The sequence below is a fragment of the Providencia sp. PROV024 genome (genome assembly GCF_032709665.1).
Lineage (GTDB): Bacteria > Pseudomonadota > Gammaproteobacteria > Enterobacterales > Enterobacteriaceae > Providencia > Providencia huashanensis.
Map to the genome: position 1 here is coordinate 4,214,796 of NZ_CP120545.1, position 25,550 is coordinate 4,240,345.

The following is a 25,550-nucleotide window of genomic DNA, read 5'->3' on the forward strand; positions in this document are numbered from 1 at the left end:
GGTTTGTCACTATTCTACCCATCAATAGCAGGTTTATAAATGCATTAACCTATTAATCTTTTTTTTATTTAGTTAAACTCTCTGCGCGCGAGGGTACAATACCCCGCAAAACCTTTGTCAATTTTATTCAGGACCTTCGTCATGAAAACATTAGGCGAATTCATCGTCGAAAAGCAACAAGATTTTCCTCATGCAACAGGTGAGCTGACATCATTACTATCAGCAATCAAACTGGGCGCTAAAATTATCCATCGTGATATTAACAAGGCTGGGCTGGTAGATATTCTTGGCACCAATGGTGTTTCGAATATTCAAGGCGAAGTCCAGATGAAGCTAGACCTGTATGCAAACGAAAAACTGAAAGCGGCTTTAAAAGCCCGCGGAGAAGTTGCCGGTATCGCCTCTGAAGAAGAAGACGAAATTGTCATTTTCGAAGGAGATCGTGCTGAAAACGCAAAGTATGTCGTTTTAATGGACCCATTAGATGGTTCTTCAAATATCGATGTAAACGTTTCCGTTGGGACAATTTTCTCAATTTATCACCGTATTACACCAATTGGGCAACCAGTTACTGAAGCGGATTTTCTACAGCCAGGTCATCGCCAAGTTGCTGCCGGTTATGTTGTTTACGGTTCTTCTACTATGTTGGTATACACCACTGGCGTTGGCGTCCATGCATTTACCTACGATCCTTCTTTAGGTGTTTTCTGCCTTTCTCATGAGAAAGTCATGTTCCCATCAGAAGGTAAAATGTACTCTATCAACGAAGGTAACTACATCAAGTTCCCAATGGGTGTTAAAAAGTACATTAAATACTGCCAAGAAGAAGATAAAGCGACAAACCGTCCTTATACCACCCGCTATATTGGCTCTTTAGTCGCAGACTTCCACCGTAACTTGCTTAAAGGGGGGATTTATATTTACCCAAGTACAGCAAGCCATCCGAATGGTAAACTGCGTCTTCTGTATGAGTGCAACCCTATTGCATTCTTAGCTGAACAAGCCGGCGGTAAAGCAAGCGATGGCGCTAACCGCATCCTGGATATTATCCCTAGTGAATTACACCAACGTGCTCCTTTCTTCGTAGGAACAGAGTCAATGGTGGAGAAAGCAGAATCATTCATGCGTGAGTTCCCTGACACCGAATAATTCATATAACTAGCTAATAGGCGGGGCTTCCCGCCTTTTTTGCCCCTTTTTTTCTCCAACTAGTGAGTTTTCCCCCCTTTTACGGCTATAATGTCCCCACGTTATCTACCCTGAGATTTAACTTGCATGGAAATAAGTCATTAATACCGTTTCCACCAGCAGCTTAAAAGTCAGCAGGTAAATTCATTATTCACACAAAGGATACACTTAAATGGGCCTGAACAATGTACCGGCAGGTAAAGATCTGCCAGAAGATATCTACGTTATCATCGAAATTCCAGCTAACGCAGACCCTATCAAATATGAAGTTGATAAAGAATCTGGCGCGCTGTTTGTAGACCGTTTTATGTCAACAGCAATGTTCTATCCATGCAACTACGGTTACATCAACAATACTCTGTCTTTAGATGGCGACCCAGTTGATGTGTTAGTCCCTACTCCATACCCATTACAGCCGGGTTCAGTTATTCGTTGTCGCCCAGTTGGGGTTTTAAAAATGACTGACGAATCAGGTGAAGACGCTAAATTAGTTGCTGTTCCACACACTAAATTAAGCAAAGAATACGACCACATTAAAGATGTGAACGATATCCCTGAACTACTGAAAGCACAAATTACCCATTTCTTTGAACACTACAAAGATTTAGAAAAAGGTAAATGGGTTAAAGTTGACGGTTGGGATAACGTAGAAGCCGCTAAAGCAGAAATTATTTCTTCTTTCGAACGCGCTGCAAAAAAATAATTTTCCCTTAGGGTCATTGATTGTTAAAAGCTCTGGTAAATACCAGAGCTTTTTTATTTTATTAACAAACTACAAAGCCTAAATGGCTAAACGTTTATTCTTCTTCATTACGTTTAAGCCAGTCACCACTTTTTATGCGGCGCAGACCATCAACAGAATGTTTATATAGATAAATCCAAGCATTGCCATATGGCGTCGAAATTAGCTCCCTCGCATAATCTTGGGAGTTTTTCTTTAGCTCATCTAGCTCCGTTAAGATAGATGGGTTAATGCGATATACCTCGCACTCTATCACCCCATCCCCCTTAACCACCGCAGGATAAAACCCAAGATCATACAGTTCATAGCCTTCTAGCTTATGCTCCCCTAACAGTTGAGCATAAGTCATCCAGTGATGATTACCTTGCTTTTGCCTTAAGCTGCCATAAACAATTACACGCATAATCTAAAACTCAAATTGGTAAAGGAGATCCAAGGCCTGGTTAACACCAGACACCGCTTCTAAATACAGTTTTGGCATCAATCGATAACGTAACGTTAACGTCGCCAATGAGTCAAAGATACCAACACCATACTTCACTTGTAAATCATTAGTGATCTTACCACTCACCACAACTTGGGAGCTATCCCCCACACCTTGGGTATCAACAGCCAAATCAGATACCCCAAATGTTTCACCAATCTTGCCAACTAATTGCCCACTTTGTGCAACACCAAGGCCAATAAGCATTGATGTCATTTGTGAACCATTTGCATCACCACTATCTAACCCTTCCCCTCTTAACAGATAAGAGAGTGCTTCTTGTTGCGTTTTGGCAGGTTCAGAGAATATTTCTACCTTCGGCTTATCTGCAAGCCCTGTTACCTTAACACCCGCAATAACATCATCAGCAGTGTTATCTGGGTTACGGATAGCTTCTAAATTTAAGAATGGCTGATCGGCAGGGCCAGAGAACTGTATTTGGCCTTTGCGGACGATTAAGTCTTGCCCATAAGCGCGGAAACGCCCTGCAGGAATATCAACTTGACCATTCAAACTGAGGCCATGCTTATTTTGAATCACTTTCAACAAGCCAGTCAAACGAGCTTTCAAACCAAACGCATCTAACCGAACATCATTACCAATTTTAATATCTAGATTGGTTTGAATTGGGATTGATGGCGCTTTTTCTTCTATTGGTTTTAAATCACTATCTAGCATAACCACATCAGATGATGCGCTAACCGCAGATTCAGGTAATTCCTGAACAGTAATTCTTGCCCAAGGGATTGTCACAGAACCATTCAAGGTTAATAAGGATGGCGATGCATCAAACACAATATCCGGCTGTACATCAATCTTAATCATTGGTGGCAGAGAAACCCGTAAGTTATTACCACGCGCCATTATTTTAGCTCGCCACGCATCAATGTTACGCCAATCAGCATCACCATCGATATTCAAATAACCTTCCGGTGTATTGATTTGCCCATTCATCACAGAGCTAGTGCCATTAAAATTAATACCTAAATGACCACTTTTAATATCAAATGGGATCATCGCTGAGCGAACTTCTAAGCTAGAAAGCGATAAATTACCATTTAATAATGGGTTATTTGCTGAGCCCCCTAGCCGTAAATTGGCACTCAAGCGGCCATTAGCCACTTCTTTTTGACCAAGCAGCGGTTTAATTAAATCTAAAGTAATCGAATTGATTTCTACATTACCCGCTAACAGACGGCGTTTTTCAATATCTGAAATTTGAATATTGCCGCGCATCTGGCCGTTATTCTGCAAACCAAACAACCAATTAACGTCTGCCTTACCATTTTTGAGCCCTGCACTTAACGTTAAGGTATCAAATACGATAGGTAAACGCGTCCCGTCAACAAACTGTGTTGCTTTAACGTCATTGCCACGTAAATCTAACTTCACTTGCGGCATACTGCCATCGTCTTTCCAAATAGCGTTTGCTTTGCCACTAAAGACACCACTAACACGTGTATCTTTAGGCATAAACGGTTTAATCATTGCTAAGTCAAAGCGTTCTAATACAATGTCAGCACTGCCGCTTTTACCTGCTTTAATTGGTTTTGGCACACATAAACGCGCATCTGGATTTACCCAGCAATGACGACCAATTGTCACTTCTTGCGTTTGATTAGCGTAATTAAGTGACATGGCTTGATTCAAGCGCCACTCACCGACAACAGTATCAAATAACGTATTGGTCAGGTTACCTTTCCACACTTCTGTTTGGCGGTCAAAGCTCCCTGCGAGTGATAACTGCCCTGAGACAGGTTCACCTTTAACATTCAGCTTCAGTGTATGCTGCTTTTCACTACCTTTCGCGTCAAGATTCAGGTTACTAATGACCATATCACCTTGCTTTAATTGGCGTAAGACAACGGATAAATCGCCTTTTATCTGCTCACCAGTAGCAACATTACCCTTAATAACCACGTTATCAATAGCGAGATCATTTTGCCATTTCACACCGCGAGCGGTTAAGTCAATTAACGCTTCTGGCGTTTGCAAATTACCCCGTAATTTCACATCACCAACAATCACCCCCCCTAAACCGGGTAGTAGACCATTGAGCCCAGGTGCGTTAATTTTTGCATCAAGATTCCATTTATCAGCAAGCGTCCCTTTTACATCAATATTATTTTTGCCTAGTGCTAAATTAAAATTAGGGATGTCCCACTGACCGGCTGCATTGCCTTTTGCCTGCCCACGCGCTTTCAGTAAGTTATTTTTTACATTACCATCCAGCATAATTTCAGGGACTTGCAATTGCCAGCTCCCACCGTATAGGCTACCGCGCGTAACAATTTTACCGTCGACCTTCGCTGGCCACTCGGGATATTGTTTAGCGGTATTGATACCTGACAAGGTTAGCACCGCATTCCAACTGATTGCTTTACTCCAGTCAGCCACCCCTGTGATGTCCGCATTCCCTTGTAAAGCGGATAAGCGTAAACGCGTAAGGTTAATTTGCTCTTCATTACCTTTGGCGTCTAAGAGTAAGGTTGATGGAGGAAGATCTTGCCCAGTAATAGCAGAACGCAAAGACATATCATAAGCGGATGGGCGGCCATTTAAACGTAGGCGTGTGCCATCTAACTGGTACTGTGCATCACCGACTAAAGGCCATGTCAGCTTATCGCTTTTTAGTGTTAATAAAATTGGCAAATCCGCTTGTGATAAGTCAGTTTCTGCATCTAACGTCGCATTAATTGGGCCTTGCAGATTCAATGCCAATTTTAGTTCATCAATTAAGCCGCCCTTTAAAGACAAATCTATTTTTTGCCCATCTAAATCCTCTAAACGGCTCTCTCCCAATATTGATAAAGATACTGGCCACTTATCTTTCAACATTGCTGTTCCAGATAAAGCCACATTACCTTGTGGCGCATCAACTTTTAACTGTTTAACCAGTACCTGCTGCCCCTCATTAGACAAGCTAAGATGTAATTGGTTAATCTTAACGTCAGCCCCACCAGTTAATTGAAAGTTCGATGCATTAATCCCCTCAACATTTAAATTAACAGGTAAAATTATTTCAGGTAATTCAGCCAGTAGCGGTTTTGAGAACAATTCTTTTAGTTCATCTGCTAACGATTTTTGCTCGTTAATCGGCACAGGATCGGGTTGTTTTTCTTCCGTCGCCTGATCTTGTTGCGTTTCAGGTAAATGAATTGCCAAGTCAATAATATCTGTCGGAATAATTGTGATAGCTTTATCTTCCCACGTTACCCCTGTGGTAAATTTAGCTAAATCAATATCCATACCATCAACATTGACGTGAGTTGAAACTAACGAAAGCTGGTTTAAACGAATGGTTAGCGGTGCTTTGAGTTCAGTTAGTGGCTCTGAAGCAGGTGCTTCTTCTGATGGCGGTAACTGCGCCGTATCAACATTTACCATTACATTATCAGTGCTAAGGTTATCAATACATAATTCACGGCTTTTCAGGCAGCCTAGGCGTAATGCTAAATGTAATTCCCCTGCATTAACATCAATGCCTGGCATTTGATACTTCACGCCAGTCAACGTTAAATTACTGATATCACCATCTATTTTATCAATCGTTAATTCAGGAACAAAGCGAGTCGCTGAATTTAAAGCAAAATGAAGACCGGATTGGGTGCCAATTACCCAACTTAATGCCGCAATAATAAGAACTAGAATTAATAAAATGGAAAGACTTATCCATTTTAGCCATTTCAACCACCTCATAATTCAGTCCCCAAACCGATATAAAATTGTATTTTGTCGTTATTTGAATCACCGATTGGTGTTGCAAGGTCAAATTTAATCGGTCCTACTGGAGAAACCCAGCGAACACCTATACCTGCGCCAGTTTTAAAATCACTCTTTTTAATATCATTTACTGCTTCGCCGCTATCAATAAAAGTGGCGCCCCACCAATTACCCGTGAAATTATATTGGTATTCAACAGAGCCAACAGCCAACTTAGATGCCCCTGTCAGTTTACCTTTACTGTCTTCTGGGGAGATTTTTTGATATCCATAGCCACGTACACTACCATCACCACCAGCGAAGAAACGCAAGTCTGGCGGGACTTTGTCAAAATCATTGGTTTCAATCCAACCTATATTACCTCGCACCACAAAACGGTGCCCCTCCCATGGGGTTCTTATCCATACATTTTTAGCTTGCAATACAGCAAAGTCGATATCTGAACCCCAAATTTTATTCGAATAATCAATTGAATAACGTTGGCTATCCCCCCAACTTGGCATCACACCACCACGTTGACGAATACGACTAACATAAGCCCCTGGATACAATAGCATTGTCGTATTAGTGACATCAGCTTGGGTAAAGTTACTCAGCATCCAACGCATATTCACGCCATATTGCCAACCGGAAGAGTAGTCCCAGTTACGAGATACGTTTAAAGTCGTAGTATTTGATTGTGTATCATTTAAATCGGTGCGTTTAAAACCGCCTTGAACGGCATAGTATTGCTCTAAAGGATTGGCTTTTAATGGAATTTTATAACTAGCGTCAATCAATTGCTCTGGTTGAGAAAGGCTGATACTTGATGTAAAACTTTGCCCCCTTGAATTGACCCAAGGTTTATTCCATGTCGCTTTAACGCGCGGGCCGACATCAGTTGCATAACCGCCACCAAGTTCAATAAAGTTTTTGGCGCGGGGGACCATCACACCCTCCATAGGTAACACATCGGAATCCGCCTCACGCGCTTTTGCGATGTCCGGAGTGACAATCGCAGAAGAGAACCAGCCAGTTTCTGCTAACCGACGGTTAAACTCAGCGAGTTGTTCGGAGGTGTAATATTCCCCTTTTTTAAACGGAGCGAGATTATTCAAATAATCTTCACGAATTTGCGACCCTTGATAAGAAATGGCGCCAAAGCGATAACGCTCCCCACTATTAAAATCAAAATCCCAATAAGCAGCATGGTGGTCAAGAGAAATACCTAATTGGCTTTTCTCCATCATTGCATCAAAATAACCTTTACGAATAGCTAGGCTGCTAAAACGACCTTTGAAATCTTCATATTCACCATCATTTTGGATAATACCCAGTTTTGGTGTGTATTTTTTAACCATCTTTTCATAGTCAGGGTCGGTTTTTGCACCACCTTGTAATTCAACTGTCACCCCTCTCAATAAAATGGGTTCTCCAGGAGTTACTTTAGCAGTCAATACAGAACGAGCAGGCGGGGTTTTTTCTTCATAACTAAACTCAACGGAAGGTTGATAATAACCTAAAGGCTTTAAACCTTCTTGAATTGCTTTCTCAACACGGGCTCGAAAACGACCATTGGGTACAACTTCATCTTGAGATATATTAGAAAGTTGTACTCGCACGTTTTGATTAAGTTGGCCTTCAAGCCCTTCAATATTAAGGCGAAGGTTCGCTGCGTGTGCCACTGGTAGTGCCGCAGTTAGGCAGAGAAAACAAGCTAGTGGGTATTTCGACACGCCTACTCCTAAGGTGGTTATTCGATTGACTAAATACTTCATATCAATTTATTTTGAGTAAAATTAGCCGGATACACAAGTTTTTATCCCTATTTTTAGTTTTTTTGTGCGGTCAATATACATAGGAATCATTATGCCATTTAATAAATTTCACTCTGCAAATATTGCACAACCTCTGCCCGGCAGAGCAACCGCTATAACTTACTCACCATATCATGCGGTTAACCATCATTCGATTGAGATTATTCCTAAGAATATGGAAATCGCTTATTTTGCTATGGGGTGCTTCTGGGGTGTAGAGCGTCTATTTTGGCAGCAATCTGGCGTTTATTCCACTTCAGCAGGATATTGTGGTGGGTTAACACCAAACCCAACCTATGAGGAAGTGTGTTCAGGGCTAACAGGGCATGCGGAAGCCGTCCGGGTCGTTTTTGACCCACAAACGATCGATTACACCCAATTATTAACCTTATTTTGGGAAAATCACGACCCTGCTCAGGGGATGCGCCAAGGTGGCGATATTGGCAGCCAATACCGCTCGGCCATCTATACGGTTTCCGATGAACAAGACCAGCAAGCAATGAAGACCTTGCAAGCATACCAAGCAGCAATGAAAGCACAAAATGATGTACGTCAGATTACAACTGAGATTACGCCATTGGAAACCTTCTATTTCGCAGAGGATTACCACCAGCAGTATTTATACAAAAACCCAAATGGTTATTGTGGCTTAGGGGGTATTGGTGTTTGCTTACCCCCCTCATTAAATAATTAAAACATAAATTATTAGTTTTTAATTTGTTTTTCATTCTAGATAAATCATGTTGTAGATAGATAATAAATTACCTGAGCATAATCGAGTACACGGCTCAGGCAATAAAGTAAACACCGCCCTACAACATGATTTATGATGAATATCTAGCCAGATAAATATACCCGATGCTATACTCATCGAACATATCAATTATTTTGCGCATAGTGCGCTACTATATATTTACTTATTGAATATATTTTCTACCCGAGATGATACCTACTGAGATCATTAAAAATGAATCAATCTTAGTGTTGAAGGGTGTCAGGAAAACCTATGATTAACAGCTTATTGATCGTTCTTTTATTATGTGCAATTAGCGCATTCTTTTCTTTGTCTGAAATTTCATTGGCAGCTTCCCGCCGTATTAAACTTAAGCTAATGGCAGACGAAGGAAATATTAACGCGGCCCGAGTACTCAAATTACAAGAAATGCCTGGTATGTTTTTTACCGTCGTGCAAATTGGCTTAAATGCCGTTGCCATTCTTGCAGGTATTGTGGGCGAGTCAGCTTTTTCACCTGCATTGTATGATGTATTTATTCAGTTTTTATCCCCTAACTGGGCACAACAAATCGCTTCAATCATTTCTTTTACCATTGTGACTAGTTTATTTATTTTAGTGGCGGATTTAACACCAAAACGTATTGGCATGGTGAAACCCGAAGCAATCGCCATCCGTATTGTCAATCCAATGCGCTTTTGTTTGGTGGTTCTCAGCCCTTTTGTCTGGTTCTTTAATGGCCTTGCCAACCTCATCTTCAAGCTATTCAAGTTACCTATATCGCGCAATGAAGATATCACCTCTGATGATATCTTTGCCGTCGTTGAAGCAGGCGCGGTCGCTGGGGTATTACGTAAGCAAGAACATGAATTAATTGAGAATGTTTTTGAGCTTGAATCTCGTACTGTGCCATCAGCGATGACACCACGTGAAAGTATTATCTATTTTGATAAAGACGAATCAGAAGAAAGTATTAAACATAAAATCTCAACTCAACCACATTCTAAATTCCTCGTTTGTGCTGGAGGTATTGACCATGTCATTGGTTACGTTGATTCCAAAGAGCTACTTAATCGCGTATTGAATGGGCAAAGTCTAAGTTTAAAAGACGGTGTACATATTCGTAATACGCTAATGATACCGGATACCCTTTCCCTGTCAGATACACTAGAAGCATTTAAAACGAATGCTGTCGATTTCGCCGTTATTCTTAATGAATATGCGCTTGTTATGGGTATCATTACTATCAACGATGTGATGATTACTTTAATGGGCGATTTAGTTGGCTCAGGGCAAGAAGAACAAATTGTGGTACGTGATGAGAACTCTTGGTTAGTTGAAGGGGGAACCCCTATTGAAGATGTCATGCGCATTTTAGATATCGATGATTTCCCTGACTTTAGTAACTATGAAACCATCGCAGGCTTTATGATGTACCGGTTAAGAAGGATGCCAAAGCGTACAGATTACGTTAAATATGCGGGTTATAAGTTTGAAGTTGTCGATATTGATAACTACAAAATCGACCAACTACTGGTAACTCGCCTCACGGCAATACCAGCACCAGTAATTGTACAACCGGGAAAAAACACGACTGAAACGGCTGATGCAAAACGACAAACCAAAGATACTGAACACTAATATTTAGTTGCAAAGCCGTTTCATTTCAATGCGCCACCTTGAGTGGCGCTATTGTTAACCAAACCTAAGTTTGATTAACGCTACCCTAACTCCGCCTGTAATAATAATACCTGTTTGTTAACCTCACTCATCACATTGTAATGGCGCTTATCACTGACTTTAGGTGGTAAAATTTTCCCATAATTAAACTCAAATGCCCCAAAATCCTTAATATAGAGCCTGCCACGGAATAACGTTTTGACGTAAAGAGCAATCTTAAATGGGTTATAACGGTTAAAAATTTTCATTAGAACTTAGCCTCCCCTTTGTTCTTACGATATTCAATAACTCATACCGTACAATAATCATAGACCAGAAATTTCCATTTTGGTTCTAAAATTGCAGTTTTATTCAATTTGCTGACATAACATGACAGTGTCAAATAACTGTTAAATCCTTACAAACCTTGTCTTTATTCTGAATTTTAAAAAAATGTTAAATTCTCTTTTGAAACTCATCCGATGAGCTATGCTATAAGTATCAATTATAGAATTGGTACTTAGGTTCACCTCTCTAACAAGGCTAAAGCAAAATTTAAGGGGTATATATGATTAAAAATCTTTTAGTGTCGATTTTTTTACTCGGAATATCAACCGCCGCCACTGCTGCTAATATTCAATTAAACCAAACAGTTCCTGCCGTTTCTATATCTGACAAGGGGGAGCTCATCATAAACGATGAAGGGAAACTGGATAATCAGCCATGGAAAAGCCAGCAATTAATTGGCAAGGTACGCACTATCCAACATATTGCGGGCCGCTCTTCAGCGAAAGAACTTAATGCACCGTTAATAGAAGCTATCAAACAAGCCAAACTCCCTCACGATGCCTATCAAACCACGACTATCGTGAATGCGGATGACGCTATTTTCGGTACAGGTGTATTTGTTAAAAATAGTGTTGAAGACAGTAAAAAAGAGTTTCCTTACTCTCAATTTATTGTTGATAGTGACGGTGTCGTCAAAAATGCATGGGGGTTAAAACCTGAAAGCTCCGCAATTATCGTATTGAATAACCAAGGGAAAGTATTATTTTTCAAAGATGGTGAATTAACCCCTCAAGAAATTGAAAAAGTGATGAGTTTACTTGTTTCCAGCTTAAATCAGTAACATGACATACATCTTATGTAGTGTCCCTTAAGTGCACACTACATAAGCCCATTAGCAATCATAAAACAGCGAACACAAAAATAGTCAGTTATTCTAAAATTCCTCAATATGCCATATGCATAATTATAACCATTTCATTAATAACTACTCATTATTATATGGTTTATTGATAGTTTTATTAACCAACACATATTGCTTTAAAAACTTCCCAATAAAAACAATTTATAACCAAGGTGGTTGTGTTCTTTGCATTACCCCATTCTACCTAATTAATAATAACGCGTTATATCTTAGCGACGCTGTAACTCACATAAATTTAATAAACCAACCAATATACTTTAACGCAAAAACCGCCTTTATCACTGTTAGCAAAAATAACCTGTAAGTTATGCAATTGAGCAATTCGCTTAACAATAGATAGCCCTAAACCACTCCCTGTTTTTTCTTGCCCCGCAGGCCGATAAAAACGTTCTCCCAAGCGTTGTAAAACTTCTGGGGTCACCCCATCACCATCGTCTTCAATTTCAAGGTGGTCTGCGTACAACGTTAGCGTTACTCGCCCTTTCGCTTTGCCATAGCGTATTGCATTATGAAGTAGGTTTCTGAGCAGTACACTCAATAACAGTGCTTGGCCTTTTAATGTCGGCGGTTCGCCTTTAATAATACTGATCACCGTGGTTCCTTGAGCCTGCGCCTCCGGCTGAATATCATTGATTGCAGTTTCAATCAGAGATAACCAAGATAATTCAGTAATATCTTCAAGTTGGGATATCGATTCTAACCTCGATAATGTGAGCAATTGGTCAACAAGACGAGATGCACGGTCAATCCCTTCGGATAAGTTTGCTACTGCATGGTGGCGAATATCAGTGTCATTCCCTGCAATTTGTACCACCTCCGCTTGCACTTTTAAGGCTGCGAGAGGACTACGCAGCTCGTGGGCAGCATCAGATGTAAACTGCCTTTCTCGCGCAAACATATTATTGATTCGCTCAAACAAACCATTCATTGAGTCTATGATTGGCTTTGCTTCGGTTGGAATACGTGATACTTCAATAGGTGTTAATTCATCAGGCTGACGATAGCGCAATTGGTTTGCAACTTCTTTTAAAGGCCGCAAAGCACGGGTTAAAAGCCATAGAAATACGACTAGCATCAACGGCAATGCCACCAACCAAGGCATAAATTGCGCCACCATGATATCCGTTGCCATTTCTTGCCGATATTCCCACTCTTGGCCAACCACGATAACATATTGCCCATCTTGAGATTTTAACCAAACAAAACGCCACGAGTCATCGCTTCCTGTAACTCTCCCATCAGAAAAGCCTTCCCTTGCAAAGTTAAATACAATCTTTTTCCCATTATCACCATCATTTAAAACCATCTGCCCCTTAAGCGTAAAAATAGCAAAAGCTAATGCATCATCATCTTGATCGCCTCGATTTTTCCGCAATAATTTTTTTGTTTTCTTTAATGAAGGTTTAGACAATTCAAGATCTGAAGGCAATACAGACAAACGTTTAGCAAATGCCATTTGTTGTGTATCAAATAGCTCATTAATGGTCTTATACGTTTGATACCAAGCTAGTGAACTCGCGATACCCCATGTCACCAATGCTAATAACAGCAACATTAAGGTAAGTTTTAGCCGAAGACTAAATGTTTTCATTATTCATCATCACCTAATCGATAACCGACACCATGAACAGTACGAATAAACGTATTACCTAACTTGCGTCTTAAATGGTGAATATGTACCTCAACTGAATTACTCGATACTTCCTCTTCCCAGTTATACAGTTTCTCTTCTATTAAGCCTCGCGATAGAATTTTATTTGGGTTATGCATAAATAGAGATAATAATGCCAATTCTTTCCCTTTAAGTTGAACAGGCTCCCCTTTAACAGTTACCGTCATCCCAGACGGGTCCATTTCCACATCTCCATGAGTCAATTTAGGTGTTAACTGACCACTTCGTCTGCGGATCAATGCCTGCAAACGAGCCATAACTTCCATTAAGGCAAAAGGTTTGCACAGATAATCATCCGCTCCACGTTGTAAGCCTTGTACCCGCTGCTCCAGAGCATCTCTGGCTGTCAAAATTAATACCGGTTCATCACGCCCCTGTTTGCGCCAATGTGCCAAAATGTCCATGCCATCAATATTCGGTAATGAGAGGTCAAGTACCACGGCATCATAGGGAGCATCAAAAAGAGCAAGTTGCCCCAGTTTTCCATCCATAAACCAATCAACAGAAAAGCCCAGTTGAGTTAACCCTACTTTTAACCCATCACCAATTAGCCTGTCATCTTCGATTAATAGAATACGCATAACCCCTCCGTATCAGAATATTATTATATTTATCCCATCAGTAATGAAATGACTAGCTATTATTTATTAAATTAAAAATATAATGCATCAATTAAGTTTCTTAAGATCCTGTTAAGATTTACCTGCTTTAATAACTTCCATATAAACAAGTTTACGTCTTATTTGGAGAAACTGATCATGAAAAAATTACCTTTAATTACATTAATTGCAGCTCTTGCAACAGCCCCTGTTTTTGCTGCAAATGGCGGTTTTGACGGTCCGGGTGCTGTCACTAATAATACAACGCAAACCAATCAAAATGGGGGCTTTATTGGCCCTAATAGCGGAGAAACAACCGTCGCAAAAGCACTAGAGATGTCTGATGATAGCTGGGTTATTTTACGTGGTAATATCGTTAAACAACTTGACTATAAACATTATGAATTTACTGATGGCACAGGCACCATCAACCTTGAAATCAGTGAAAAACGTTGGAATGGTGTTAATGTCACACCAAAAGATAAAGTCGAAATCCGCGGTAAAATCGATAAAGATTGGAATTCAAGGGAAGTTGAAGTTAAACAAATTCAGATCATTAAATAACCCATCATATCCCTTCGTTAGCATACTTCAGGGTTGTACCTGAAGTATGCTATTACTTCATCGCCAAAATCCTATTTTATACCAATATTAACAATGCTAGATTAGACATAAATATAATTGTTATTTTGGATCATCCAATGTCACTGAAACACCCCCAACTACGTAATATCAAAGAAAAACTGCTTTCCGATAATTGGTATATCTTAAAAAAATACACCTATGAATTACAAAGAAGAGATGGAAACTGGCAACAACAAGAGCGTGAAGTCTATGATAGAGGCAATGGCGCAGTCATTCTGCTCTATAATAAAATAAAAAACAGCATTATCTTGATACGCCAATTCCGTATGCCTATGTACATAAATGGTTACCAGCATTTCCTGATTGAAGCTGCCGCAGGCTTGCTTGACGATGCTTCACCGGAAACCCGTATCATTGCCGAAGCAGAGGAAGAAACTGGCTTTAAAGTCGACAAAATAGAAAAAGTCTTCGAAGCATTTATGAGCCCCGGTTCCGTTACCGAGAAGCTATATTTCTATATTGCTGAGTACAACGACAATAACCGCAGCAATGCAGGTGGCGGGTTAGCTGAAGAAGGTGAAGATATTGAAGTCTTAGAATGGCCATTTCCTAAAGCGTTAGAAGCTATCAAAACTGGCGAAATTGTTGATGGTAAGACTATTATGTTAATACAACACCTAGCATTGAATTCAATTCTAAAATATTAATTTTTATAAAGAGCTAAAAGCCTTTATTACTATAGCTATAAGATAAAACGAGTAAAACTTCCAGGGATTAACAAACCGTGGTCACGATAAGCCAAATTAAAATAATTCATTAATGCTTTTTTGAACCCCGTTTCTGTCGAGTATGAAAAAACACCATTATTAGAATCAAACAACTCAAATTGTTGGTTAGATATACGTTGAACCATAATTATGTGCCCTTCAGAAAGAATTGAACCATCTGACTTTCTTATATACGCCCTTATTAGTGCAGTATCACCCGGATTTAGCTCCATCACATTATCCTCTAATTTTTTGACTAAATCATGGTGCTCTCCCCTATATCTTACAGTCGGTTCTCTATGATATTTCTGGGTTTTAAATAAAGAAGGCTGAGTTTGTTTTCTCTCTATACTATCAAATACCTTCCCTGAGAAAGAAGCAGGCTTTTTTAAATCCTCTTTTAAGCTAGCAACAACAGAAAATAAGTGTTTTTGTGGGTCAACGCTTTCTTCTAACCGTTGCAAGATCTCTAAAGATAACCCATGACATAAGCCATCAGGGTGTTTTTTCTTTAATAGGTTAGGGAAACTAAATTGATCTAATTTAGCATATCGAAATGCGGTTGTTGCTAAATCGTCTCCTCCTCGATTTACCCTAAACTTTGAATATTTAGCTAATGGATTGAATAATCTTTCTGCCGCAATACCTTCTAATGTATTAATTAAATCTAACCATTTGCCGATAACCTGCACCATCAACCTTGGTGCTTTAGCAAGATTAAGTGATAAATATATTTTTCCAACCATCAAATTTTTCTTTGCCTGCTCTATATCGGCACCACGATCTGAGTTTTCAATTAGCTGCATATCTAAATATATGTTTGCTAATTTTAAAGAAATGCCCGCCATAAATTCAGCGGATATAATCCAAGGTGATGATACCCCTGTAGTTGTTAACATCATGATAACTTCAGCAGACTCAATCAACATTTTCTTGACGTCATTACTTAATTTTGCTGTTTTTTCATATGATGTATAAATAACACCGTTTAGATCAGAAAAATTTTTTTCAACTCCACTTTTTAGTAGCAATCGATAAGGGTCAATCTCAGGCTCAGTTTTAAACTGAATATTGGGGCTTCTTTCAATAAAGGTTAACCTATGCTGCCACTTCTGATTTAGTCGGTTATCTATATGTTTAATATTTTCTAAATTATTTTTGCTAAACCCCTCTTGGTCAATTTTAGTTAAATGCTTATGAATAAATTTAGCTAACTTCTTATTTTCGTGGAATGTACTAGAAATAATAAGGTCATTATCTGGAAGTGAAAAAATTAGGTTATGATGTTCACTTCCAAGAGAAAGTAAACCAGGAACAACTTTACCCTCAAATAAAACGACACTAGGCTTGATTAATCCACTAATAAACCCTTCAATAATATGTTGATAGATCTTAGGTTCTTTTGATAATTGTTGAGATGATTTTGATAAAACATGCAAAATTTTACCATGTACACTGAATTTAAAATCATCAATAAAATCAATGTCATCTATTTTTTTAAATGCAGAATTCTCAATTTCTGACATAACTGAGTCCGCAATATTTAATCGGCTTTTTTTATCATTTAATAATTTGAGTAATGTTTCATTCTTCGCATCATTATTTTTACTATTTATTTTTAAAATACTTTGAGAGCCTCCCACATGAATAAAAATAGAACGATCTGCTTCCCCCAGCAAAACCTTCCTTAAGCTAAATTCTTTTATTGTATTAGAAAACGAAATACTTCCTTTAAAGTTAGCTCCCTGATAAAAATGAACCTGCCAAACTTTATCGAGATCAGTACAATCAATACTTATGCCATTAACTAATAAACCAGATAATATTAGCTTATCTAACTCTTCTTTAGCATTCTTAACATTATTTTCTAGCTCCAATTCATTTACCTGCGTTACTTTTAATTCAGCAGCTATTCTTTCCATTTGAGTCTCTAGACTAAGTTGCGATTTTAAATCATTTTGAGACATCTCAATACTTGCCGCTGCTTCCATAGAATTAATTTTAGCAGTGAGCAATTTATATTCTTTTCTTGCATTAGCTAGCTTTACTTCTGTACTATATTTTTCAGAACTAATATACCTAAAGGCAATTGGGTTACTATTTTTAGGCAATGATTCCAAATGCTGGCTATATTCCTTACATTCTAAATCAATTTTATTTTTTTCTGCATACAAGTAATCTATTTTTTTATAGAACCCCATCCAAGCTGTAGAAAAATTGGGGTTATCAGGGTGAAGTAATAAATTAAGCACAGACAAATTTTCAGTTTCTTTGGTTAACCTTGCTTCCTCCCTAGCGATATGCTGCTTTAATTTTTTTATTTTACCTTCATTGTTTACTAACCTACTATTTTCTCGACCTAAATAGTTTATTGGCTGTCCAAATAATGCTTTAAACCTATGGCTAAAAGCTTTAGCCTCTGCTTCTTTTAACATATTTTTAGACTTATTTATTATTTTTATTCTACGTGACTTGTCCTTTTCAAATCTATTTTTTAATAAGTTAAAATCTAATGGCCAGCCTTTAGCCTCTAACTTAAAAACCAATGAGCCAATATAACTTTTTTTACCTATAAAACCAGTTTCTCTTTCCCTTAAGTGATCTAGGTATGCATTTGTTTTCATATCAAATTTTAGGTTAAGTGATTCGGAAACACTTCGTCTTTTCCTATGAAAATGAATAGTATCATTATAATTTCTTTCACCCCTTTCCATCCCCATCAAATTTGTTGTATTCTCCTCATGACCACTACGATGAATGGCATTATTTTTTTGCAGATCCAATAATAATAAGCTACCAACTATTAACCCCTTGTTACCTTTCAACGATAATTTATGATTAATATTAGGCTGAGTTTGAATTGGAGATTGAGTTACCTCAATAGCTTCGCGATGGATATGTTTCCCAATATCTAAAATTTCTTTTAATGCCTTATTAGCATCAACCTTCTCGGATTTTTTTACTATTCTCCCATTTAAGTTTATTCTGTTAGGAAAATGTGTAGTATTAGTTATATTTTTAATTATTAAAGGAAAAGATGAAATTGCATTAGTTATCTTATCAAAAATACTAGTTTCATTACTTCGCAATGAGGATTTATATGATATTTTATCCATTATCTAACTTTTAAAAATCAGTTAACATTTGGTTTTTACAATACATTATGGATATAAAAATTCTTATATAAAACATCAAAAATATTATATTTTGTATAATCAAACCACAACCCAACCATAGAAAAACCTAATGTAAATATACTTAAAGATATTTTCTAAGCATAGAAAATCTATCCAAGACATATTTAACACCATCCTAAAAAGACAATCAAATTAAGATTTAAAAATTAAATTTATTTAATATTAATGGTAAAAAACTAAGTTTCACTGTTGTTATTAAGCTATATTTAGATAATCAGATAATATTTTTGACCTGAAGCCTAAAACACTTTAAATTTAAAACTATATCAAATTTAAATATTATCTTTTTAAGAGCTTTGCTTGTTATATCTAATGAATATCGAATAGTTGTGATACATTTCTGTACGTCATTAAGGAGCTAAACAAAATGATACGCTGTGTTCGTATGTGGACGGGAGAAGATGGAAATTCTCTATTTGAAGAAGGAACTCTAGAGCTTGGTCGTGTTCCTAATGCAGATGGTGATAACCAAACTCTTCCTATAGCTGTTAGTGAACTTTCTTTTCGTGAAACCGTTTCAGGCGGATCTTTCGATTGGCATAAGGACCCCGTTCCTCGTTATGTCATCACTCTTACCGGTACTTTAGAGTTTGAAACTAAAGATGGCTCTAAGTTTGTCATTAACCCAGGTGATATTCTGTTAGCGCAAGATAATACTGGGACGGGTCATAAGTGGCGGCTTATTGGTGATGAACCATGGCGTCGTGCTTATGTTGTCTATCAAGAAGATACTCAGCTTTGCTTCACCCCGACTAAAAATTAGAGGTCATAATGGATAAACCTATTGTAGAGAATGTCGATATAGCCCTCATCGGCGCTGGTATTATGAGCGCAACCCTCGCTACATTTCTCAAAGAGTTAGAGCCTTCGTTAACAATTTCTATTTTTGAAAGATTAAACGATTGTGCTCAGGAAAGCTCTCATCCTTGGAATAACGCAGGAACCGGCCATGCGGCAAACTGCGAAATGAACTATACGCCACCTAACCCCGATGGCACTGTAGATATAAGTAAAGCACTTGAGGTTAACACCGAATTCGATTTATCGCGCCAACTATGGTCATACCTTGTCACAAAAGGCAAAATAAAAAACCCTCGCGATTTTATTCACCCTTGCCCACATATGAGTTTCGTTTGGGGTGAAGACAATGTGAAATTTTTACAGCAACGCTTTCGCCAGATGTCCGCTCACCATTGCTACCATAATATGGAGTACAGTGATGACCCCAAGCAGATCGATGACTGGGCTCCATTATTAATGGAAGGGCGTGAAAGCGATGAAAAAATTGCGGTCACTCGTGTCGCGACAGGAGCCGATGTCGATTACGGCGCTCTCACCCACCTATTAATTGCACAACTTAGCGAACAAACCGGTTTTTCTCTTCACTATAAGCATGAAGTCATTGATGTTAAACAAACAAAAGATGGTCGCTGGAATGTAGAAGTAAAAAATTTAATTACTCATGAAAAACAAGTTACTTCGGCAAAATTTGTTTTTGTAGGAGCCGGTGGGCGTGCTATTGAATTATTACAGAAATCAGGCATCCCCGAAGGTAAAGGGTTTGGTGGTTTCCCTGTCAGTGGTATCTGGTTACGTTGTGATAACGAACAAATTGCAGGGCGCCATCATGCTAAAGTTTATGGGAAAGCGGATAAAGGCTCGCCACCAATGTCAGTACCTCATTTGGATACCCGTATAATTGGGGGTAAACGTTCATTATTATTTGGGCCCTATGCAGGCTTTTCTAGTAAGTTTTTAAAACATGGTTCTTATCTCGATTTATTTGAATCGGTTCATCTCAATAATATCGAACCCATGTTAGCGGTCGCCAAAGATAACTGGTCACTTGCTGAATATTTGGTGGGGCAAGTGCTACAAACTTCTGCTCACCAGTTTGCCATGTTGCAAAAATTCTACCCTGATGCTCAACATGAAGATTGGAAAGAAGTCGTTGCAGGGCAACGAGTGCAAATTATAAAACCAGATCACGATAAGAAAGGGGTTTTAGAATTCGGTACTGAACTAATTACCAGTGCAGATAAATCCTTCTCTGTATTAATGGGGGCTTCTCCGGGGGCGTCAACGGCTGCTTTTATTGCGATAAACGTACTAAAAACCTGTTTCGATGAGCAACTTAAAGCAGAGGGATGGGAAACACGCTTAAAACAAATTATTCCAACTTATGGGGTTGATTTAAAACAAGATGCAAAAGCCTGTTTAGATATCCGGGCAGCAACGGCTAAAGTACTGCAATTAGACAACTAGCACTCCGAATAGTTGGCACTTGAATGTTTAAGCGCCAACTATTGGTTTTAATTATCTAGAATAAAATAACACGAAAACCTGGGTTTAAAAATGATTCCCTTGGCGTGTAATCCAGTACTTTCCCATGCCAATCAACCACTTTCGCACCCGCACCAATAGCCACAGCATGACCTGCCGCAGTATCCCAAATATTGGTTGGCCCAAAGCGTGGATAAAGCTGCGCCTTGCCTTCTGCAACTAAACAAAACTTTAATGAGGAACCAATTTCCACCGTAGTGTGTTCGCCCATTTGGGTTAAATAATCCATCAGTTCGCTATCTTGATGGGAACGGCTGATCACAATGACAGGGGGTTTCATATCCTGAACATGAATACGCTGTTTATGACCACCTTCTTCTTTCCATGCTTGGCTCCCCTCTGCGTAATATAACAGCCCTTTCGCGGGGGCATACACAACCCCCATCACAGGCACTCCATTTTCAATCAATGCAATATTAACGGTAAAGTCCCCATTGCGATTGATAAATTCTTTTGTGCCATCAAGTGGGTCTATTAGCCAATAGCGTTGCCAATGTTGACGAACTGACCAGTCAACAAGGTCTTCTTCCGAAAGTTGTGGAATATCTGGAGCAATACGAGTGAGCCCTGCTGCAATGACTTTATGAGCTGCAATATCCGCTTCTGTTACAGGGGAATTATCACTTTTATGTTCAACCTGCAAAGGCTCTTGTGCATTGTAGGTTTCCATAATGGCATAGCCTGCTTCTTGAGCTAGTTCACAAATTTGTTGTAGCATTTTAATCACCTCTCAATCACCCTTTACAGCAAGATTAGCAAGCGTGAAAAGTTTACGCTATAAAAAAAGCCTCACCGTTGAACCAACAATGAGGCATTTATCTAAAACTTAAGCAAATTTACTTAAATTATAAGATTTCCAATAATTCTACTTCAAACACTAATGTGCTAAATGGAGGGATAGAAGCACCCGCACCGCGCTCACCATATGCTAATTGATGAGGGATATACAACTCCCATTTAGACCCTACAGGCATCAGTGTTAATGCCTCAATCCACCCAGGGATCACGCCACTCACTGGGAATTCTGCTGGCTGACCACGTTGAACTGAACTATCAAATACTGAGCCATCAATTAAACGACCCGTATAGTGAACACGAACACGGTCTGTGCGTGAAGGAATTGCACCATCACCTTGGTTAATTACTGAGAATTGCAAACCAGATTCAGTGGTTGAAACACCCTCACGTTTTTGGTTCTCATCAAGGAACTGTTGGCCTTCTTCTGCTAATGCAGCCTGACGTGCAACACGAACAGCATCGGCGCGTTCATGAACTTCACGCAGTGCTTTATGTAGTGTTTCAACAGGCACTGATGGCATATTGCCTTCTAAAGCATCAACAAGCCCTGCCAAAATCGCATTTGGCACTAAACCTTCTAAGCCTGACTCTAATAATTGCTGCCCAACTTGTAGACCAATGCCATAACTCGCTTGTGCTTCTACTGAATCGAAATTTTGGTTTGCCATGAAAACACCCATATGGTTTTGAGAAAAAAGCAAGGATAGCAGCCTGACACTTATGGGTAAACCCAAACAATCGATCTAAATAATAAAAGCAGCTGATTAGCGATAAATTAACTCAGTGTTCTCTGAAAAATCGAGTCAGGCCCTTAAAATACAATAAAATGGTGTTAATATCGTGGAAATATGAACAAATTTACTCATTGCCTCATCAAGGAGGAGTGATGTTTAAACTTTCAAAATTTCACCGCTATGGTATTGCTACTTTAGTTCTCATTGTCGTGGTAGCCCTACTTTGGCCCGCGGAAGATAAACCGTTAAACACAACTGCACAGAATCAACCTATTGTGGTCCCACCGCCAACCACACCTGATATTACACCTGACCCAGTCATCCCCTCTCCAACCCAAGAACCTGAAACCCAAGGAGAAAGCGCACCACAATCGTTACCCTCAGAGCCCGAAATAGTACCTGAACCCATTGACCCTGCACCGGTTGAGCCACCAACGGCAACCGCGCAACCGCCAAGTGAAGAACCTAATACGGTGAGTTCATCAGCCAATAAATGGCAGAATTATCGCGTACAAAAAGGCAAAACACTCGCCCAACTATTTCGTGATAATAACCTGCAAGCCAATGATGCCTTTACCATGGCTCGCGTTGAAGGCGCAGAAAAGCCATTAAGTAATTTGCGCCAAGGGCAAAAAATTCGTTTGAAAGCAAATGCAAAAGGCGAAGTCCAACTATTGGAAATTACCGCATCTGATGGGAAAACTTATAGCTTTGCTAGGTTAAGTGACGGTGGCTATTACCGTACGCCATAGTAAATAACGATGGGCAGCTTAATTCACTGTCATTAAGCTGCCCGATAAGCGACATCCAACCACTATTTCCCTCTCACCTACCTGCTTTTGCTGTATACTTAAAGTTCTTTCAACCTAAAATATACACATTAACAAATTATTATGCTAAAAAATAAATGGGTTAAACTTTTTTTGGGGCTTTTTTTCCTATTGTTAGCCATCATTATTGGTTATATTTCTTGGATTAAACTCAATGCTAATGCACTCTGGAATATCATTAATAGCCAATGCATTCCCCAACAACAAACTCACTCAATCACTCCCCCTTGCCTAAAAGTCGATACGGAAAATCAGTATGTGTTATTTAAAGACAAAAAAGGGCCATTACATAACTTAGTTATCCCTACCAGTAAGGTTAAAGGGATTGAAGCAAAACAATTAATAACGGCAAATGTGCCTAACTATTTCGCTTTAGCTTGGCAAGAACGGGCCAGTTTATTGCAACAATCAAAAAAAGAGATCCCTGATGATTTATTAGCTATTGCCGTTAATTCGCAATATGGGCGTTCACAAGACCAATTACATATTCACCTTGCCTGTTTAAAACAAGAAGTCCACCAGAAACTAAACCAATTTTCGTCAACGATAACAACAGACTGGGCTTTTCTACCAACTGAGCTCGTTGGCCATCATTACTTAGCAAAAAAACTTCAATCTGAATTTAACGATGCAAAAAATCCATTCAATCAACTGTATGATTATGTTGTGAAACATCACGACGAGATGGGAAATTATGGTTTAGCGATGGTACAGCTGAAAGATGGCTCAAAGGTGTTGCTAGCAAATCGGTTGGATATCACGGAGTTGAATTTAGGTTCAGCGGGGGAAATACTCGACTACCAATGTTTAGCAAATCAATAAAGTTTAGCGTTTAAATACATTAAAGCTAATTCCAATGAATTACTTAGAATATAGGTTATAGGGAAATAGATCCCCTAGAAAGCAAAAAACACCGGGCTATGCCGGTGTTTTTTATTGCACCACTGATAAATCAACAGTGCATACCATCATTTTTGATTACTCAGCAACGATGATAACGTTCAGCTCTGCGAAAACATCGCTGTGTAACTGGAAGTGAACTTCGTGGTCACCAGTAGTACGCAGAACGCCGTTTGGTAGGCGAACTTCGCTTTTCGCGATTGCAACGCCAGCTGCAGTAACTGCATCAGCGATATCACGAGTACCGATTGAACCGAACAGTTTACCTTCGTCACCAGCTTTAGAAGCTAAAGTTACAGAACCCAGCGCAGTAACTGCTGCTGCACGAGCCTGTGCTGCTGCTAGAACGTCAGCTAATTTAGCTTCCAGTTCAGCGCGGCGAGCTTCGAAGAATTCGATGTTTTTCTTAGTTGCAGGAACAGCTTTGCCCTGTGGAACTAAGAAGTTACGAGCATAGCCCGATTTAACGTTAACCTGATCACCTAGGCTACCTAGGTTAGCTACTTTATCAAGCAGAATAACTTGCATTACCTTATCCTCTTAAGTCGTTAATGGACTGTACCAATTACTGATGACGATCAGTATATGGTAACAGAGACAGGTAGCGAGCGCGCTTGATAGCACGAGCGAGCTGACGCTGATATTTTGCACGAGTACCGGTAATACGGCTTGGTACAATTTTACCACTTTCAGTGATGTAGTTTTTCAGCGTTGCGATATCTTTATAGTCGATCTCTTGAACGCCTTCCGCTGTGAAACGGCAGAACTTGCGACGACGGAAATAACGTGCCATATGGCTAGTCTCCAGAATCTATCAAATCAATCTGCTCGGCATGGAGGACTATCTTGCTAATTCCATTGCGCCCTTGATGAGTGCTAATGAAACCGCTTACTGTAATCCAACTGCCGACCGTTATACTGTGAGTATGGGCTTGTAAGGTTTGTCCGCTGGCGATAATGGGCATTCTGCACCATGCTTGCCTTGACAACCCCGCTTCCTGTTGCTTCGAACGATGTTCTAAAACAAACTGGCAGTGAGGAATGCCTGACGGACTCACTTTTCGAATCAATGCTTTACAGACTATGCCTGTGAGCACTAAACGATTGGTGGTCACCTGCGCAATTACTCTTCAGAATCCCCAGCTTCTTCAGCTTCTTCTTCCTGATATTCATCAGATAGGTCACGGCCACGACGTTCGTCTTTAGCTTTAACCATTGGAGAAGCTTCTGTTACTGCGTGTTTTAAGCGCATAACCATGCTGCGGATAACGGCATCGTTGAAGCGGAAGTTAGTTTCCAGCTCATCAATCGCTTCCTGTGGAGCTTCTACGTTCAGAAGAACATAGTGAGCTTTGTGCAGTTTGTTGATTGGGTAAGCCAGTTGACGACGGCCCCAGTCTTCCAGACGGTGGATCTGACCTTGTGCGTTAGTGATAACAGCACTGTAACGCTCGATCATGCCCGGAACCTGTTCGCTTTGGTCAGGATGGACCATAAAAACGATTTCGTAATGACGCATTAGTAGTTGCTCCTTACGGATTATTAGCCTCCTGTCTGGGTTAACCGCGGCCCGCGGAGGCAAGGAACTTA

General features: G+C 39.5%; 24 protein-coding genes. 11 read left to right on the forward strand and 13 right to left on the reverse strand.

What is annotated here, in order from left to right; all coding sequences use genetic code 11:
* Positions 1-141: 141 nt before the first annotated feature.
* Together fbp and ppa are read left to right on the forward strand one after the other, a co-directional pair.
* Positions 142-1,149, forward strand: coding sequence for a class 1 fructose-bisphosphatase (fbp, locus tag P3L56_RS19445; RefSeq protein WP_042845769.1), 1,008 nt, complete (start codon positions 142-144; stop codon positions 1,147-1,149).
* Between the two features lie 211 nt (positions 1,150-1,360).
* Positions 1,361-1,891 carry an inorganic diphosphatase gene (gene ppa, locus P3L56_RS19450; RefSeq protein ID WP_042845770.1) on the forward strand — a complete coding sequence of 177 codons (531 nt, stop codon included), beginning with the start codon at positions 1,361-1,363 and terminating at the stop codon, positions 1,889-1,891.
* A 94-nt stretch (positions 1,892-1,985) separates the two neighbouring features.
* Here the strand turns inward: ppa and P3L56_RS19455 are convergent, their stop codons facing one another.
* From P3L56_RS19455 to P3L56_RS19465, 3 genes are read right to left on the reverse strand one after another with little or no spacing between them, the layout of a single operon-like run.
* Positions 1,986-2,333, reverse strand: coding sequence for a gamma-glutamylcyclotransferase (locus P3L56_RS19455; protein WP_042845772.1), 348 nt, complete (start codon positions 2,331-2,333; stop codon positions 1,986-1,988).
* A gap of 3 nt (positions 2,334-2,336) precedes the next feature.
* Positions 2,337-6,113 carry a translocation/assembly module TamB domain-containing protein gene (locus tag P3L56_RS19460; RefSeq protein WP_210831725.1) on the reverse strand — a complete coding sequence of 1,259 codons (3,777 nt, stop codon included), beginning with the start codon at positions 6,111-6,113 and terminating at the stop codon, positions 2,337-2,339.
* Positions 6,110-7,852: an autotransporter assembly complex protein TamA gene (locus P3L56_RS19465; protein WP_071548697.1), complete on the reverse strand. Its 1,743-nt coding sequence runs from the start codon at positions 7,850-7,852 to the stop codon at positions 6,110-6,112. Before P3L56_RS19465 ends, P3L56_RS19460 begins: the two co-directional genes overlap by 4 nt.
* A 133-nt stretch (positions 7,853-7,985) precedes the next feature.
* Between P3L56_RS19465 and msrA the strand changes: the two genes are divergently transcribed.
* Both msrA and P3L56_RS19475 read left to right on the forward strand, forming a co-directional pair.
* Positions 7,986-8,627, forward strand: coding sequence for a peptide-methionine (S)-S-oxide reductase MsrA (msrA, locus tag P3L56_RS19470; RefSeq protein ID WP_042845775.1), 642 nt, complete (start codon positions 7,986-7,988; stop codon positions 8,625-8,627).
* Positions 8,628-8,939: 312 nt separating this feature from the next.
* Positions 8,940-10,307, forward strand: coding sequence for a hemolysin family protein (locus P3L56_RS19475; protein WP_042845776.1), 1,368 nt, complete (start codon positions 8,940-8,942; stop codon positions 10,305-10,307).
* 80 nt (positions 10,308-10,387) lie between these two features.
* Here P3L56_RS19475 and P3L56_RS19480 read toward each other — a convergent pair whose 3' ends face one another.
* Positions 10,388-10,594: a DUF1107 domain-containing protein gene (locus P3L56_RS19480; protein WP_042845777.1), complete on the reverse strand. Its 207-nt coding sequence runs from the start codon at positions 10,592-10,594 to the stop codon at positions 10,388-10,390.
* Between the two features lie 299 nt (positions 10,595-10,893).
* Between P3L56_RS19480 and P3L56_RS19485 the strand changes: the two genes are divergently transcribed.
* Complete coding sequence (locus P3L56_RS19485; RefSeq protein WP_131680919.1) at positions 10,894-11,454, forward strand: YtfJ family protein; 561 nt, start codon at positions 10,894-10,896, stop codon at positions 11,452-11,454.
* Between the two features lie 316 nt (positions 11,455-11,770).
* Here the strand turns inward: P3L56_RS19485 and qseC are convergent, their stop codons facing one another.
* Both qseC and qseB read right to left on the reverse strand, forming a co-directional pair.
* On the reverse strand, positions 11,771-13,126 hold the full coding sequence (qseC, locus tag P3L56_RS19490; RefSeq protein ID WP_198860985.1) for a quorum sensing histidine kinase QseC: 1,356 nt from the start codon (positions 13,124-13,126) through the stop codon (positions 11,771-11,773).
* Positions 13,126-13,788 carry a quorum sensing response regulator transcription factor QseB gene (gene qseB, locus P3L56_RS19495; RefSeq protein ID WP_042845780.1) on the reverse strand — a complete coding sequence of 221 codons (663 nt, stop codon included), beginning with the start codon at positions 13,786-13,788 and terminating at the stop codon, positions 13,126-13,128. The genes qseC and qseB overlap by 1 nt, the downstream gene beginning before the upstream one ends.
* Positions 13,789-13,965: 177 nt before the next feature.
* Here qseB and P3L56_RS19500 point away from each other — a divergent pair, with 177 nt between their 5' ends.
* Positions 13,966-14,370, forward strand: a complete 405-nt coding sequence (locus P3L56_RS19500; protein WP_042845781.1) for a YgiW/YdeI family stress tolerance OB fold protein — start codon at positions 13,966-13,968, stop codon at positions 14,368-14,370.
* 137 nt (positions 14,371-14,507) lie between these two features.
* A complete protein-coding gene (locus P3L56_RS19505; RefSeq protein ID WP_198860986.1) occupies positions 14,508-15,098 on the forward strand; it encodes an NUDIX domain-containing protein in 591 nt (196 codons plus the stop codon).
* 35 nt (positions 15,099-15,133) lie between these two features.
* On the opposite strand, the gene P3L56_RS19510 is transcribed toward P3L56_RS19505, so the two are convergent.
* The gene (locus P3L56_RS19510; protein WP_272686017.1) at positions 15,134-18,274 is read right to left on the reverse strand and encodes a hypothetical protein; all 3,141 of its coding nucleotides are present in this window, start codon (positions 18,272-18,274) and stop codon (positions 15,134-15,136) included.
* A gap of 448 nt (positions 18,275-18,722) precedes the next feature.
* On the opposite strand from P3L56_RS19510, the gene P3L56_RS19515 reads away from it, so the two are divergent.
* Together P3L56_RS19515 and mqo are read left to right on the forward strand one after the other, a co-directional pair.
* Positions 18,723-19,118, forward strand: a complete 396-nt coding sequence (locus P3L56_RS19515; RefSeq protein ID WP_042845785.1) for a cupin domain-containing protein — start codon at positions 18,723-18,725, stop codon at positions 19,116-19,118.
* Positions 19,119-19,126: 8 nt separating this feature from the next.
* Positions 19,127-20,620, forward strand: coding sequence for a malate dehydrogenase (quinone) (gene mqo / locus P3L56_RS19520; RefSeq protein ID WP_131680921.1), 1,494 nt, complete (start codon positions 19,127-19,129; stop codon positions 20,618-20,620).
* A 55-nt stretch (positions 20,621-20,675) separates the two neighbouring features.
* Here mqo and cysQ read toward each other — a convergent pair whose 3' ends face one another.
* On the reverse strand, positions 20,676-21,416 hold the full coding sequence (cysQ, locus tag P3L56_RS19525; protein WP_042845789.1) for a 3'(2'),5'-bisphosphate nucleotidase CysQ: 741 nt from the start codon (positions 21,414-21,416) through the stop codon (positions 20,676-20,678).
* Positions 21,417-21,543: 127 nt separating this feature from the next.
* Positions 21,544-22,164, reverse strand: coding sequence for a peptidylprolyl isomerase (locus P3L56_RS19530; protein WP_042845791.1), 621 nt, complete (start codon positions 22,162-22,164; stop codon positions 21,544-21,546).
* Between the two features lie 218 nt (positions 22,165-22,382).
* Between P3L56_RS19530 and P3L56_RS19535 the strand changes: the two genes are divergently transcribed.
* Positions 22,383-22,982 carry a LysM-like peptidoglycan-binding domain-containing protein gene (locus P3L56_RS19535; RefSeq protein ID WP_131680922.1) on the forward strand — a complete coding sequence of 200 codons (600 nt, stop codon included), beginning with the start codon at positions 22,383-22,385 and terminating at the stop codon, positions 22,980-22,982.
* A gap of 189 nt (positions 22,983-23,171) precedes the next feature.
* Positions 23,172-23,882 carry a CDP-diacylglycerol diphosphatase gene (locus P3L56_RS19540; RefSeq protein WP_240669282.1) on the forward strand — a complete coding sequence of 237 codons (711 nt, stop codon included), beginning with the start codon at positions 23,172-23,174 and terminating at the stop codon, positions 23,880-23,882.
* Positions 23,883-24,038: 156 nt separating this feature from the next.
* On the opposite strand, the gene rplI is transcribed toward P3L56_RS19540, so the two are convergent.
* From rplI to rpsF, 4 genes are read right to left on the reverse strand one after another with little or no spacing between them, the layout of a single operon-like run.
* On the reverse strand, positions 24,039-24,488 hold the full coding sequence (gene rplI, locus P3L56_RS19545) for a 50S ribosomal protein L9 (protein ID WP_042845797.1): 450 nt from the start codon (positions 24,486-24,488) through the stop codon (positions 24,039-24,041).
* Positions 24,489-24,525: 37 nt separating this feature from the next.
* Positions 24,526-24,753, reverse strand: a complete 228-nt coding sequence (gene rpsR, locus P3L56_RS19550) for a 30S ribosomal protein S18 (RefSeq protein ID WP_000135199.1) — start codon at positions 24,751-24,753, stop codon at positions 24,526-24,528.
* Between the two features lie 4 nt (positions 24,754-24,757).
* On the reverse strand, positions 24,758-25,075 hold the full coding sequence (gene priB / locus P3L56_RS19555; protein ID WP_042845802.1) for a primosomal replication protein N: 318 nt from the start codon (positions 25,073-25,075) through the stop codon (positions 24,758-24,760).
* An 8-nt stretch (positions 25,076-25,083) separates the two neighbouring features.
* Positions 25,084-25,479, reverse strand: a complete 396-nt coding sequence (gene rpsF, locus P3L56_RS19560) for a 30S ribosomal protein S6 (protein WP_042845804.1) — start codon at positions 25,477-25,479, stop codon at positions 25,084-25,086.
* Between the last annotated feature and the right edge of the window lie 71 nt (positions 25,480-25,550).